Origin of the sequence: Actinopolymorpha sp. B11F2 (genome assembly GCF_040195635.1) — a bacterium.
Classification (GTDB): domain Bacteria; phylum Actinomycetota; class Actinomycetes; order Propionibacteriales; family Actinopolymorphaceae; genus Thermasporomyces.
In genome coordinates this window covers 151,158-164,194 of the sequence record NZ_JBEFTX010000011.1, presented here as the reverse complement: position 1 = coordinate 164,194, position 13,037 = coordinate 151,158, and the positions used below count along the sequence as shown (strand labels likewise).

Sequence of the window (13,037 nt, the reverse complement as noted above, 5' to 3'; positions counted from 1 at the left end):
AGGACGATGGCGGTCCGAGGACATCGGGAGGACCACGACGGCCTCCGCAGCTACGTTCTCGACGAGCGGATCAGCGGGTACGACAGCTACCGGGCCGCCAAGCTGGTGCTGGCCGGGGCATGGGAGCCGGGTGTCGAGTACGCCCGAAGCCAGGTGTCGGTGCAGGTCCGCGTCCTGACCCTCGACGACGTCACCATCGTGAACCCGCTGCCCGGCCAGCCGGAGCTTCCCGACCACTGGCGTGGAACCCTCGTCCTTCCCGCGAGTACCCGCGGCCGGTCGATGCCGGCCGACCTCACCCGTGCGTTGCTGGCGGCGGGGCTCGATCCGGCGGACCTCGACTCGGGGCCGCGCCGGCACCTGGTCGAGTTCGTCGCCGAAGCGCGCCCGGGCAGCCCGACGCGGGACGCACGGCTGGCTGCCGCCGTCGCCGCCCTGCGCAGTGTCAGCGGGGAAACAGCTCGAACGCCGCCGCCAACCGGCCACTGAACCGCTCGCCCACCGCACGGGCGTTCCTCGTCAGCATCTCCCTGGCGTAGTCCGTCGGGTCCTGGGACGTGAGCGCCTCGATGTAGGCACGGTGTTCGGCCAGGGAACGCACCCCGGCCTCGAGTGTGTCCGTCACGTCGACGGCGTGGGAGGGCTCGGGCGAGGCGAATACCGCCACCCAGCGCACCCCGGCCCATGGTTCGTAGCCCTCCTCGACCAGCTGAGGAAAGATCCAGCGGTTGCCGGCGTCACCAGTGGCGTCGAGGACCGACCGGCCGACCGCACGGTGGTCGGGGGTGTTCCATGCGCCGGGTGCCCACGTGTCGCGGTGGTTGAGCGTCACGACCAGCTCGGGCTTGTGCCGGCGGATCGCCCTCGTCAGGTCGCGACGCAGCCTGAGGCCCTCGGTGATGACGCCGTCCTGGTGGTCGAGGAACTCCACCTCCGAGACTCCGACGGCGGCCGCGCTGGCGCGCTGCTCGCGTTCGCGGAGCGCGGCGGCCTGCTGCGGTGGGAGCCCGTCGATCCCGGCCTCACCCCTGGTGACCAGGACGTACGCAACATCGCGGCCGGCGGCGGTCCAGCCGGCGATGGCGCTGGCCGTCCCGTACTCGAGGTCGTCGGGGTGGGCGACGATCGCGAGGCAGCGCTGCCAGTCGTCCGGAAGCGGAAGGAGCTCGCCCGGTCGGTCGTTCATCTGCGTTCCCTCTCGGTGGCGGCGGTGGTCGGCACACGTGGTTGGCTAGCACCTGTCGGGACTGCCCTCGGAGGGGTCCCATCGCATGAACCTAGTGAATGAGGGTCCCCTCACCGAAGAGGTACGCCATGACCGAGGAACAGCGGGCCGCCGTCCGTTTCTGGCGTACCCACTGGCGGACGCAGGCGTGGCGCGCGCGGGCCGCGCGCGACGACGCCGAGCCGTGGTCGCTGCCCATTGTCGTCCGGGTCGAGCGGGAGCGGACGCCCTCGCACCAGCAGGCGATGTACGCCTCTGCACTGGCGGTCGTCCGGCTCCTGGCCGATCCCGCCGCCACGCCGGACTGCCCGTGGCACGAGCCACTCCAGCGCTGGGCGGACGGCCGGATCCGCAAGGTCGTACGCCGCGCGCGGGGTTCGCGATGGCTCGACGTCGCCGCGCTGCCGGGCGTGACGGCGACGGTGGACGACGCCGAGGTCCGCGCGCTGCTGCCGCATCCGGTGTCGGATGTCCCGCCGCCGGTGGGAAAGCTCCAGGTGGAGGGGCTCGACCTGGACGTCGATCCTGACCGGTCTCCCGGCCGCTTCCCGCTCGAGGACGTGGGGGCGGAGGCGGCCGGCGGTCCGACGTTGACGATCGTGTTGGCGCCCCGGCTGGCGATGTCGACCGGCAAGGCGTGCGCGCAGGTGGGACATGCGGCGCAGCTCGGCCTGCTCGAGCTCGACGCGGAGCGGGTCTTCGGCTGGGTCGACGCCGGCTTCCCGCTGCGGATCGTCGAGGCGACGCGAGAGACGTGGCGCGGCGTCGTCGGGGGCGAGGTCGAGGCGGCGCTGGTCACCGACGCGGGCTACACCGAGGTCGAGCCGGGCACACACACGTGCGCGTCGACGTTCGCCGAACTCGCGTCCCTGCGCCCATGAACGCTCGCCGGGCCCAGGGCGCGGCGGTGGTCTTCGACCTGTCCGCTGGTCACGGAGGTCGATCTCGTCGTCGGTGGAACGGCGTCCGGTCGTATGCCCGCGGACCGGCTCGGCATCGATCGGGGCCTGTTCGACTCCCTGTGGCGGGCACGCAAGCACGAGCGGATGACCCGGCGCCTCGCGTTCGAGGACGTCCTCGCGGAGGCATGCGTACGCAGCGGGTGTCGGCCCGGCGCCGAGGTGCGGGCGCGGATCGAGGAACTCGCCGCCGAACGCACAGCCGCGAAAGCCTCGGTCCTCCGTTGCGTCGATCCGGCGGTGCTGCACACCCTCGACCAGCTCGCGAGGGCCGGCTTTCGGCTCGGACTGGTCAGCAACTGCTCGGTGGAAGAGGTCGAGGGCTGGCCGTCGAGTCCGCTCGCCCGCCGCATCGACTCCGTCGTGTTCTCCTACGACGTGGGCGTGGCGAAACCCGACCCTGCCGTCTACCTGCTGGCGTGCGAGCGTCTCGGCGTGCCCGCGGAGGCGTGCGTCTTCGTCGGTGACGGTGGGAGCGACGAACTGGCGGGCGCTGCGGCGGTTGGCATGCGGGCGTTCGCGGCGCGGTGGCACGTCAACCGTTGGCCGACGGAGGTACGCCGGAAGGCGGTCGCGCGTACGCAGGGCTTTCCGGCTCTCACCGCTCCCGCCGATCTGCTCGCGGCGCTCGCGGGGTAAGAGCCAAGCAGCCGCCGGGCGTGGTTCGGCGCGCGCCACGCCACGCCACGCCGGTTGACCGGCCGGCGCTGGGGTTGCGAAACCATGCTCGTCCACCGTTCGTTGGGGAGGCCGTGGGAAGTGCTGGTGTGAAGGTCGCCCTCATCGCCGGGGCGGTTGCCGTTGCGCTGTTCGTCCTCGATCGTGGCCTGCTCTGGATGGAACGCCGGCGATGGATCTACTACCGCCGGACGAAGAGCAGCGGGGGGATGAGCCTCGAGATCTCCCAGCTGTTCGATCCGACCGCCCGGTTGGTGAAGCGGGAGATGGAGCAGGAGACCGTGCGCAAGGTCGTACGCCCGAGTGGCGACCCGCCGTTCGACGTCGACCTCGACGCCCATGTGGTCCGCGTACGCCGGCAACCTCGTCGGAGTGCGCCGGACTAGCCGGGGGCCGCGGCGGACCACAGTGGCGAGAGGACAGTTCGGAGGGCGTCGACGCCCTCGAAGTGGATGCCCACCATTCCTGCCGCTCGGGCACCGTCCACGTGGCCGGGCGTGTCGTCGACGAACACGCAGCGCGACACGTCGGCGTCCACGAGGCCGGCGGCGTGGCGGTAGACCTCGGCGGCGGGCTTGGCGACGCCGATGCGTGAGGTGTTGACGACCGCATCGACGGCGTCGGTGATGCCGAGCCGGTCGAGGTCGTCCTCCAGGCGGGTCGTCGCGTTGGACACCAGGACCACCGGCACGTGCTGGCGGACCGTGGCCAGGAGTTCGAGCATGTCGCGGTCGACCGCGCCGATGAGCGCGGACCAGGCGTCCACCATGGCCTGCGCCTGTTGCGGTGACCCGTACGCCGAAGCGAGGTCGGCGGCGATCGCGGCCCGCCACTCGGTGTCGGTCACCCGACCGGTCACCGCTGGTTGCAGGCGTGCGGGCGCGAAGGCGGTGGCGGCGAGGGTGCCCGGCGGCAGTCCGTGCGTACGATCGATCCGGTTCATCGCATCGGGGTCCCAAAGCCGGACCACACCGTCGAGATCGCACAGCACCGCGTCGAACGGGAACGAAGACATGGCGCCGATCCTGCCAGGTCCCGTCGTGCGAGTGCCGCCCCACGGGTGCAGAGGAGGTCGGCGTGCGAACGTGACGAGCGGCTCGCGGTGAGTGGGAAGTCGGCCGCTGTGGGCGCGCGAGCGGCTCGCCCTCGATGGGCGACGGTGTGGAAGGTCGACCCGGTGGAAGGTAGTGTTCTGCGTCGGTATCGCGTCCGTTATGTCGGCAATGCTCAAGCGATGTGAGGAAGGCCGTGAGGAATTCGACCTCGACCGAACGCCAGTCAGATCGCGCTGAGGATTGAGCCGTAGGCGATGCGTCGTGGGCCGCAGGCAATGTCAAGGCCCGCACGGAGGACCAGGCTCATTGGCCGTCTGGAGAAACAAGCGATGGACGACGCTCGCAGGGAAGTCCCGCGGATCACCGAGGGCATGCGCGAGGTTGCGAGGGCGAACCCGGGCCAGTGGGTGTACGTGATCGACCCGGAATTCGACCCAGATGGCGCTGTACCGGCGTGGGGCATCGAGGGTGCGTTCCCCACCAACCGAGCGGGTCAGATTCTCCGCGACGGATACCGTCCGAACGGCAAGTACCGACCCGGGCCTCGCCGGCGCGGCTTCCCGGTGCCGGTCAACCAGGTCGAACGCGCTCTCGAGTTGGCCGTCGCCGAGTACGGGCCGACTTCGGACCTGCTGGTTGCCCTACGCCAGGCCACCCTCGTGATCCCCGCCCTTCGCGGAGCCCGTGGACAGATCCCGATCGTGACCGATTCCGAGGGACGCTCGCTGTTGATGGCGTTCACGTCGACCGAGCGAGTCACGGCAGGCGCAGCGGCCGGCGGACCGCCCCAGGAACTGGAGGTCCGCCGGCTCGCCGACGTGCTGCGACGCGTACGTGTGCGGCTCAATCCCGGCTCACCACCGTCGCTGACCCTGGATGGCCCGGAAATCCTGGAGAGCTGACCTGGGGAGAGGCACGTCTCTCGACGGGTAGCCTCACGGCGACACGTGTTTACCGAGAAGGCCGCTCGAGCCCATCCCTCGTGCGAAGGAGCCTCTCACGCGCGAAGGATGACGGATGTCCCTGTTGCAACGGGTCGACCTGGGCGAGGTTCCTTATCCGGAGGCCGTCCGCCAGATGGCCGGCTGGGTCGACGAACGCCAGCGCGGCGTGGTCGGTGACCGACTTTTTCTGCTGAGCCATCCGCCGGTGATCACGTACGGTCCGCGGACGCCACTCGAAGACCTGCCGCCCGCCGCGGCCGGCGTGCCGACGGTGCAGGTGGACCGGGGTGGGTACGCGACCTACCACGGGCCCGGCCAGCTGATCGGCTACGTGGTGGTGAACCTGCGAGAACGCGGCCCGGTCGACATCGTTCGCTGGCTGGAGAACGGACTCGTGGCGGCGCTCGGCGAGCTCGGGTTCGCGACGATGCGGCGCGACACCCCGCCCGGTGCAGCGAGCCTCGTCGGCGTCTGGACGCCAGAACACCACAAGGTCGCGTCGATCGGCATGCGGATCCGGCGCGGCGTCACGAGCCATGGATTCGCGCTGAACGTCGACCCGGACATGCGGGTGTTCGAGCAGTTCACGGTGTGTGGGCTGCAGGACGTGACGATGGTGTCGCTGCGGCGCCTGGCCGAGCGCACGGGGGTCCCGATGCCGTCCGACGCGGCGATCCGCGACGCCGTGGCCGGCGCGCTGGGTGCCCGAGCCCAGCAGTGGTTGCGGTGACTGGGATTGCCCGCGTCACGGGAGCATGGCCAGGTCCGCCAGCATGGTCAGGCGTTCGTCCGGGGTGAGGACGGCGTACGGCGACGCGGCGCGCCGGTTGGTCTCGTCTTCAACCGCCTGTCGCCGCGGGCTCCACGTGCTGCCCCACGGCATCGCGACCATCTCCGCGGCCGAGAGCCCTGCCCGCTGCCAGGCGGCTGCGTGTGCGTCGGCGCGGTGGATCCGCAACGTCGACAGCCGGTTGAGCAGCAGCACGGGTGACGGCGTGCCCCTCGGCTCGTAGGGCGGCGCGTGCACCGCCCAGGCGTCGCCGCTGGTCGCAGTCGCCTGGGCGAGGATTCGGGCCACCAGGGTGTTGAGCCGTTCGACCGGACCGTTCTGCTCCTGCCCCCACCGCTCGGTCAGCACCCGTGCGTGCAGGGCGAACAGGTCGCGCAGAAACGCCTGTCCCCGCTCGGTCGCGGTGATCTCGCCGGCCGGGGCCCGGCTCAGTAGGCCATGGTCGACGCTGCGCTGCACGGTCTCGTCCACCTCGCCGGGGTCGGCGTAGCGGTACACGGCCGCCAGCCCGTCGCGGGAGACGGATCGACCGGCGGCGAGCGGGTTGCGCAGGTCGATGAGGTAGCCGACAGCTTGGCCGCCATAGGAGAGCACGAGCTCCCGTCCCTCGGTGCGCCCCGCGTGCATGCCGGCGGTGAACGCGCGGGTGACGGCCGGGCCTACCAGTGCCGCGAACCTTGGGGGTGCAAGGTCGACGGCATTGGTCACGGCCGAAGCCTAGGGGGTGTTCCGTGGGTAGGTCGCGAGCCCGGCCATGATCCACGAGGGCATCAGCTTTGCCAGCCGTGGAGAGACCGGGGTGGAGGTCGGCGACGCCGACCGGAACAGACCCACAAGGCGCCCCTCAGTGGAAGTCGCGGGACATGGTACGAATCGTGAGCGGTAGCGGGGCGAACTTCTCGGCAACAATGTTGGTGACACCCTGGGCGCGTTCGAGTCGGCCCCTGATGAGCAGGGCGGGTGAGTCGCGGGCGATCCGGCGGAAGCGGTCCCACACCACCTTGGGGCAGATGACGTTGACCATCCCGGTCTCGTCCTCGAGGTTGAGGAACGTCACGCCCCCGGCTGTGGCAGGACGTTGTCGGTGGATGACGACGCCGCCGACCAGGATCCGGCGCCCGTTGTCGTAGGTGGCGAGCCGGTCAGCGGGGACGACTCCCAGCGCCTCCAGCTTGTCGCGTACATGCCGGGTCGGGTAGTCGTCGGGGGAGATCCCGGTCGCCCACAGGTCGGCCATCACGCGTTCGGCGGGATTCATGTCCGGCAGGAGCGGCACCTGCTCCGGGATCGACGCGGAGTCGGCGGCCAGATGGTCGGGGCGTTCCTGCGCGGCACTGCCCGCGATCCACAGCGCCTGCCGGCGGCTGAGCTGGAAGCATCCGAACGCCCCCGCGGTGGACAACGCCTCCATCTGGGCGGAGGTGAGCCCCACCCGGCGAGCGAGGTCGGCCTGGTCGGCGTAGGGCCCGTGGGCGTCGCGTTCGGTGACGATGCGCGTGGCGAGGTCCTCGCCGATCGACTTCACCCCCGCGAGACCCAGGCGTACGGCGAACCTCCCGTCGCGGCGATGCTTGGCGTCGTCGGCGGGAGCGTCAGGATCGAAGGGCCCGGTGGGCGGCTGGTGGTCGGACAGGCATGCCGGCTCACCGGTCGCGATGCTGTCGCTCGACCCCTCATCCAAAGGGTTCGTGGTGGCGGTCCCCGGCGACTCGGCGAGCCGCTCCAGCACGGGTTGGACGCCGGAGGCGTGCAGATCGGGGTGGCGCACCTCCACACCGTGCCGGCGGGCATCGGTCACGAGGCTCTGCGGCGAATAGAAACCCATCGGCTGCGCCCGCAACAATGCCGCCAGGAAGATCGCCGGATAATGCAGCTTGAACCACGCACTCGCATAGACGAGCAACGCGAAACTGATCGAGTGACTTTCAGCGAATCCGAAGTTCGCGAACGCCTCGATCTTTTCGTACAGCATGTCTGCGGTTTCGCCGGTGATTCCCCGCACGGCCATCCCGTTGTAGAGCTTCTCCTTGAGGGAGGAGATCTTTTCCAACCCACGTTTGGATCCCATCGCCCGGCGCAACAGGTCGGCGTCGTCGCCGCTGCAGCCACCCACCTCCATGGCGATCTGCATGAGTTGTTCCTGGAAGAGCGGAACGCCGAGGGTACGTTCGAGCGCCGGCGCCAGGCTCGGATGGGGCGGAGTGGGTGGTTCCTGACCGAGCTTGCGACGGATGTACGGGTGGACGGCGCCGCCCTGGATGGGCCCGGGCCGGATCAGCGCGATCTCGATGACGAGGTCGTAGAACCGTCGTGGGCGAAGTCGAGGCAGAGTGGCCATCTGCGCCCGGCTCTCCACCTGGAACACCCCGACCGAGTCGGCGCGGCACAGCATGTCGTAGACGCTCGGCTCCTCCTTGGGAATCGTCGCGAGTTCCCAGTGTTCGCCCAGGTGTGCCTCGATGTCGTCCATCGTGTATTTCAGGACGGCGAGCATGCCGAGGCCGAGCAGGTCGAACTTGACAAGGCCCATCCATGCGCAGTCGTCCTTGTCCCATTGCAGAACCGTGCGATCCTTCATACGTCCGTGCTCGATCGGACAGACTTCGCCGACCGGGCGTTCGGTGAGCACCATGCCGCCGGAGTGGATGCCGAGGTGTCGCGGAAACCTCAGCAGGGGTTCGGCGAGTTGCACCACGGCGGGCGGTACGTCCGTCTCGACCGTCGCCACACCGCTGCCCCAGGCGTCGACCTGTTTGGACCAGGCGTCCTGCTGTCCGGTGCTGTGGCCCAACGCCTTGGCCATGTCGCGGACCGCCATCTTCGGCCGGTACGTGATGACGTTCGCGACCTGTGCCGCGTTGCGCCTGCCGTACTTTTCGTAGACGTGTTGGATGACCTCCTCGCGCCGGTCGGAGTCGAAGTCGACGTCGATGTCAGGCTCTTCCTCGCGGGTGGCGGAGAGGAACCGTTCGAACGGAAGGTTGTAGAAGATCGCGTCGACCGCGGTGATGCCGAGCACGTAACACACCGCGGAGTTGGCGGCGGATCCCCTGCCCTGGCAGAGAATTCCGCGCTCCCGGGCGAAGGTCACGATGTCGTGGACGATGAGAAAGTAGCCGGGGAAATCCTTCTCGGCGATGACCTGGAGCTCTTTTTCCAACCGGGCGTAGGCGTCGTCGCGGGCTTTACCGACGTACGAACCGTACATTTCGTCGGCGCCGTCGAAGACGAGCTTGCGGAGCCAGCTCATCGGTGTGTGGCCGTCAGGGACGTTCTGTTTGGGGAGTCTCGGCTTCGCCTTGCGCAGCGGGAATGCCAGCTGGTTGGCGTAGTCGACCGTGCGGGCCACCGCGCCGGGATAGCGGGCGAACCGGGCGGCCATCTCCGCACCCGAGCGCAGGAAGGCGGTGCCGGCGGCGGGGAGCCAGCCGTCGATCTCGTCGAGGCTGCGTCTGGCGCGTACGGCGGCGAGGGCGGTCGCGAGTGGACGCCGGTCGGGCGTGGCGAAGTGCACGTTGTTGGTGGCGATGACGGGAAGCCGCCGGGCCTTCGCCAGCTCCGTCAAGGCGTCGTTGCGGTCGGTGTCGAGCGGGTAGCCGTGGTCGATGAGTTCGACGACTACGTTGTCGCGGCCGAACAACGCGATGAGCCGGTCGAGTTCGCGGTCGGCGGCGGTCATGCCGTCGGCGTGGGCTCGGCCTCTGCCGGCATGGACGCCGAGGGTGCCGGTGTTGCTGAGGGTGCCGGTGTTGCTGAGGGTGCCGGTGTTGCTGAGGGTGCCGGTGTTGCTGAGGGTGCCGGTGTTGCTGAGGGAGGCGTGGCCGTGCTCGAGGGCGCGTGGGACCAGGCCCTTGCGGCAGCCGGTGAGGATCACCCACTCGCCGTTCGCGCGCGCGGCGAGGTCCTCGAGGTCATAGGTAGGGCGTCCCTTCTCGCCACCGCGCAGCTGCGCCTCGGTGATGGCGCCGGCCAGTCGGTGATAACCCTCCTCGCCGCGCGCCAGCACCAGGAGGTGGCTGCCCTCCGGGTCGGCAATGCCGTTCTGCGGTTGGGAAAGCTCGAGGGAGAGCTCGGCGCCGAAGACGGTGGCGAGGTCGTAGCCTGCGAGCTCGGCGGCCTCGGCCATGCGTACGACACCGTAGAGACCATCGTGGTCGGTGAGTGCGAGGGCCTGGAGGCCCAGTGCGACGGCGGTCTCGACGAGTTCCTCGGGATGGCTCGCACCGTCGAGGAAGCTGAAGTTGGAATGACAGTGGAGTTCGGCGTACGGAACGACCGGGCCGTCGGGGCGTTGCGGACGGTCCTCGGGCGGAGGATCGTACGGCGGGCGTACGGAGGTCCACGCCGGGCTGTCGCCGCCGTCGGCGTGTGGTGGCGGACCGCCGGGGCGTCGGCGGCCGGATAGCTTGCGTTCGAGTTCCGACCACGGGACCTGCGGGTTGTCCCAGCCCATCAGTGCCGCCCTCGGATGGGTCGGCCGGTGAATCCGGTGGCGGCTTCATGATCATGCGTGAGAAACAGGGCTTCTTCACGCCGAAAAAGCCCTGAAAGTGACGCATGATCATGAGCGGCGCGCCAGGTGGAGAGAAGGAGGAGCTCAGTCATAGCAGGCCTCGATCCACCACCGGCCGGTTTCAGCGTCCTGCACGTGGGAGGCCGTGGTACCCCGAGCGCTCGTGCCCGCACTGGGTTTTCCGGTGCTGGGGTTTCCGGTGCTGGAGCGGGCGTCAGCGTCAGGGATGCTGCTGGCATTGCTCCCAGAGGAGGTGGTCCCGTCGGGAGAATGGCCGTTGGAGCCAGAGACGCTGCTGATGCTGTTGGCGAGGGGGTCGGCGGTGGACCTGGTGCCGGCTTCGTACCGGAGGACGAACGCCCGCCCGTCAGTGCATGCGACCTGGAATCGCGCGCAGCGGCTGGCCGCCACCGGATCCCACCAGCGCTCGTCGACCGGCCAGGGACCTGCCCAGCCCGTGATGACCGAGTTGTCAGAGCTATCCCGCTCGAGCAGGCGGCAGTCCTCCGACAAGGCACCGCGTTCGCTGATCTCGACCAGGTGGCCGGTCGCACCGAGGACCCGCACGGGTTCGGGCGTGGCCAGGACCGTGGTCGGGGCAGGAGGCGGGAGATGCCCCGGCCACGGTTGCCCGGTCGGGCGGGCAGGTGCGATGTCGTCGCCCCACGGCACCAACGTCATGCGTTCGGCCGGTGCCCGCCCTCCTGACAGAACGACGGTCACCACCGCTTCGTGCCCGAGTTGGCTCTGCACCCGGGTGAAGGCGCGGTGGATGCGTTCGTCGGGTGCCTGGTCGCCCCACAGACCGTCCTGGTACGCCCCGGTTGGCGCCACGTCGTCGGGAATCAGCCGGACGCGTACGACACCGGAGGTCAGTTCCTCGGTTAGCCTGCCACCAGCCGCGTCGCCACCCGATCCGTCCGAGCCGTCCGAGCCGTCGGAGGCACGAGTGCTGGTCCCTTGCAGTTGCCAGCGCACCCGGTCGACGACATCGGCCGCGCTGAACCACCGCGGATGCCGCCACTGCCGGCTGCGCGGTTCGTCGCGTTCGGTGTCGATCTCGACCCGGAGGCAGGTGCAGACCAGTTCGCGTTCGGCGAGCCCGGCGACCAGGCGTTCGGCGGTGCCGCGGATCGCGAACGCCACCTGGTCGATCCGCTCGACCGGCGGCTCGAACGCGGCGTCCGTCGCCAGCTCGGGCGGCGGCCGCCGCGTCGCCAGCGGCCGGTCGTCACGGCCGGCGGCGAGCCGGTGCGCGGCGACACCGTCGTTGCCGAACCGGGCCAGCACCTGTCGGGCAGGCAGCGCGGCGAACGCACCCAACGTACGAATACCCAACCGGCGCAGCAGGTCGACGAGCTCGGGCCGGTCGAGTGTGTCGACCGGGAGCGAGGCGAGGCAGCGGGCCGACTCCCCGGGTGGGAAGGCCAGCTCCCGTTCGCCGGAGCGTTCGGCCAGCCGCGCCGCCTGCTCCGCCGCGAACGGCCCGTCCGCGATCCCGATCACGCAGCTGTGGCCGGCCTCCTCGAGGTGCGTACGCAGGATCTGCCCGAACGTATCGCCGTAGTAGCGGCTCGGCCCCTTGGCCGCGAGCGCGCACCGCCCCGGTCGGATGACCTCGACGCCAGGGGCGAGGGCCTCGATCGCGGCGACGACCGGTTCGAACTCCCGGGCGTCGACAGCCGGGTCGTACGCCAACGTCACCAGGTCAGGGCACCGCGCCTGCGCCTCGCGGACCCGCAGCCCGCGTCTTACGCCATGCGCGCGCGCGGCGTGCGAACAGGCGAAGATCTGCCCCTTGTCGAGGACCGCGAGGGGAGCGTCCGGTGGTTGCCCGGTGTCTCGCCCGGCCGCGGTCACCGGCCAGTCGGGGAACCAGACGACGATCGTGCGTACGGCGTTCATCCCGCGCGCTCCCACCGGCGGCCAGGGAGGCTGGTGCGACCGGGACGGTCAGCAAGGTCGGGAAGCTCAGCAAGCTCGGTGAGCGGAGCGAGGTCGGCGCGATCCGCAGGTCCGGCGACGCGGACGTCCCCGGCGCGGTCGGGCAGCCACAACCGGGTCGTACGACGTCGCCCGCCGGTGCCCCGCCCGGTCGCCTCGACGGTCACCTCGCGAGACGTCAGGTGCCCGTGCCCGGCGCCGAGGCCGTGCCAGGTGCTCGACGTGATCGCCATCCGCAGTTCGCATCCCGGCCAGTCCGGGCGTTGGACGAGAAGGACGGCGCCGCGTTCGCGTACTCGGGCGGCCAGCCGCTGCGTCTCCGCGTCGTAGGGGCGGGCAGGTGGGCGGACGACCACGAGGTCGAGGACGTCGACCAGGGTCGCGACAACGTTGAGCCACTGTCGTCCTGGCGCCGGGACCAGGATGACCCGGGTGAGGTCGATGCCCAGCCCGGCCGCGGCTTCCGCGCCGAAACCGGGCATCCCGACCATCCCGCACCAGGAGCCCGCCCGGGACGCTCCGGCCAGGAGCGCCATGGTGAGCATGGCCGAACGCTGGACCGAATAGCTCGCGCCCCGGCGAAGTCCCCGCTCGGGCAGCAGGTCGCCGAAGGCCGGGAGCGCGGGGAGGGTGGGCACCGCCCGGCCGGATCCCGTGGCAGTCGCCGGGCGGGCGGCGAGCTCGGCCCGCAGCTCCTCCACCACCGCCGCACGGTTGCGCCTCGCCCGACTGTGGTCCGCGATGCCGGGTTTCGATCCGGTGCGTTCGGCCACGGCAGGCTGGCTTGCCGACGTGCGTACGACGTCGAGGGTGCGTCCCTGCGCAGAACCAGCCACCACTCCATCATCGAACGTACGTTCGATGGTGTCAATCTCTACTGCGTCAAGCTTTCGGGCATGCCCCACGCAGGAACCGCCAGCTCTCCAACG

General features: G+C 70.4%; 12 protein-coding genes. 6 read left to right on the top strand and 6 right to left on the bottom strand.

Annotated features, from left to right (window positions below; translation table 11 throughout):
* Positions 1-6 precede the first annotated feature (6 nt).
* Entirely contained in the window at positions 7-489 is a 483-nt protein-coding gene (locus tag ABN034_RS20495; protein WP_349692592.1) for a hypothetical protein, read from the top strand.
* Here ABN034_RS20495 and ABN034_RS20490 read toward each other — a convergent pair.
* Complete coding sequence (locus tag ABN034_RS20490) at positions 446-1,186, bottom strand: PIG-L deacetylase family protein (protein ID WP_349692591.1); 741 nt, start codon at positions 1,184-1,186, stop codon at positions 446-448. The genes ABN034_RS20495 and ABN034_RS20490 overlap by 44 nt on opposite strands.
* Before the next feature lie 128 nt (positions 1,187-1,314).
* On the opposite strand from ABN034_RS20490, the gene ABN034_RS20485 reads away from it, so the two are divergent.
* The 3 genes from ABN034_RS20485 (at position 1,315) to ABN034_RS20475 (ending at position 3,248) form a co-directional block, all read left to right on the top strand.
* Complete coding sequence (locus ABN034_RS20485; protein ID WP_349692590.1) at positions 1,315-2,106, top strand: peptidyl-tRNA hydrolase; 792 nt, start codon at positions 1,315-1,317, stop codon at positions 2,104-2,106.
* Between the two features lie 93 nt (positions 2,107-2,199).
* The gene (locus ABN034_RS20480) at positions 2,200-2,823 is read left to right on the top strand and encodes an HAD family hydrolase (protein WP_349692589.1); all 624 of its coding nucleotides are present in this window, start codon (positions 2,200-2,202) and stop codon (positions 2,821-2,823) included.
* Positions 2,824-2,936: 113 nt separating this feature from the next.
* Positions 2,937-3,248, top strand: a complete 312-nt coding sequence (locus ABN034_RS20475; protein WP_349328379.1) for a hypothetical protein — start codon at positions 2,937-2,939, stop codon at positions 3,246-3,248.
* Here the strand turns inward: ABN034_RS20475 and ABN034_RS20470 are convergent.
* The gene (locus ABN034_RS20470) at positions 3,245-3,877 is read right to left on the bottom strand and encodes an HAD family hydrolase (RefSeq protein ID WP_349692588.1); all 633 of its coding nucleotides are present in this window, start codon (positions 3,875-3,877) and stop codon (positions 3,245-3,247) included. The genes ABN034_RS20475 and ABN034_RS20470 overlap by 4 nt on opposite strands.
* Before the next feature lie 369 nt (positions 3,878-4,246).
* Between ABN034_RS20470 and ABN034_RS20465 the strand changes: the two genes are divergently transcribed.
* Positions 4,247-4,819, top strand: a complete 573-nt coding sequence (locus ABN034_RS20465; RefSeq protein ID WP_349692587.1) for a type VII secretion system-associated protein — start codon at positions 4,247-4,249, stop codon at positions 4,817-4,819.
* 115 nt (positions 4,820-4,934) lie between these two features.
* Positions 4,935-5,591 carry a lipoyl(octanoyl) transferase LipB gene (lipB, locus tag ABN034_RS20460; protein ID WP_349692586.1) on the top strand — a complete coding sequence of 219 codons (657 nt, stop codon included), beginning with the start codon at positions 4,935-4,937 and terminating at the stop codon, positions 5,589-5,591.
* A 15-nt stretch (positions 5,592-5,606) separates the two neighbouring features.
* Here the strand turns inward: lipB and ABN034_RS20455 are convergent, their stop codons facing one another.
* The 4 genes from ABN034_RS20455 to imuA' form a co-directional block, all read right to left on the bottom strand.
* Positions 5,607-6,359 carry a hypothetical protein gene (locus tag ABN034_RS20455; RefSeq protein ID WP_349692585.1) on the bottom strand — a complete coding sequence of 251 codons (753 nt, stop codon included), beginning with the start codon at positions 6,357-6,359 and terminating at the stop codon, positions 5,607-5,609.
* Positions 6,360-6,495: 136 nt separating this feature from the next.
* Positions 6,496-10,104, bottom strand: coding sequence for an error-prone DNA polymerase (locus tag ABN034_RS20450; RefSeq protein ID WP_349692584.1), 3,609 nt, complete (start codon positions 10,102-10,104; stop codon positions 6,496-6,498).
* 144 nt (positions 10,105-10,248) lie between these two features.
* A complete protein-coding gene (locus tag ABN034_RS20445) occupies positions 10,249-12,069 on the bottom strand; it encodes a DNA polymerase Y family protein (RefSeq protein WP_349692583.1) in 1,821 nt (606 codons plus the stop codon).
* On the bottom strand, positions 12,066-12,944 hold the full coding sequence (imuA', locus tag ABN034_RS20440) for a DnaE2-dependent mutagenesis accessory factor ImuA' (protein WP_349328372.1): 879 nt from the start codon (positions 12,942-12,944) through the stop codon (positions 12,066-12,068). The genes ABN034_RS20445 and imuA' overlap by 4 nt, the downstream gene beginning before the upstream one ends.
* Between the last annotated feature and the right edge of the window lie 93 nt (positions 12,945-13,037).

Coding starts and splice junctions, on each gene's coding strand:
- ABN034_RS20470 (WP_349692588.1), bottom strand. CDS start 3,877: ATGTCTTCGTTCCCGTTCGACGCGGTGCTGTGCGATCTCGACGGTGTG.
- ABN034_RS20490 (WP_349692591.1), bottom strand. CDS start 1,186: ATGAACGACCGACCGGGCGAGCTCCTTCCGCTTCCGGACGACTGGCAG.
- ABN034_RS20450 (WP_349692584.1), bottom strand. CDS start 10,104: ATGGGCTGGGACAACCCGCAGGTCCCGTGGTCGGAACTCGAACGCAAG.
- ABN034_RS20445 (WP_349692583.1), bottom strand. CDS start 12,069: ATGAACGCCGTACGCACGATCGTCGTCTGGTTCCCCGACTGGCCGGTG.
- ABN034_RS20480 (WP_349692589.1), top strand. CDS start 2,200: ATGCCCGCGGACCGGCTCGGCATCGATCGGGGCCTGTTCGACTCCCTG.
- ABN034_RS20495 (WP_349692592.1), top strand. CDS start 7: ATGGCGGTCCGAGGACATCGGGAGGACCACGACGGCCTCCGCAGCTAC.
- ABN034_RS20465 (WP_349692587.1), top strand. CDS start 4,247: ATGGACGACGCTCGCAGGGAAGTCCCGCGGATCACCGAGGGCATGCGC.
- ABN034_RS20485 (WP_349692590.1), top strand. CDS start 1,315: ATGACCGAGGAACAGCGGGCCGCCGTCCGTTTCTGGCGTACCCACTGG.
- lipB (WP_349692586.1), top strand. CDS start 4,935: ATGTCCCTGTTGCAACGGGTCGACCTGGGCGAGGTTCCTTATCCGGAG.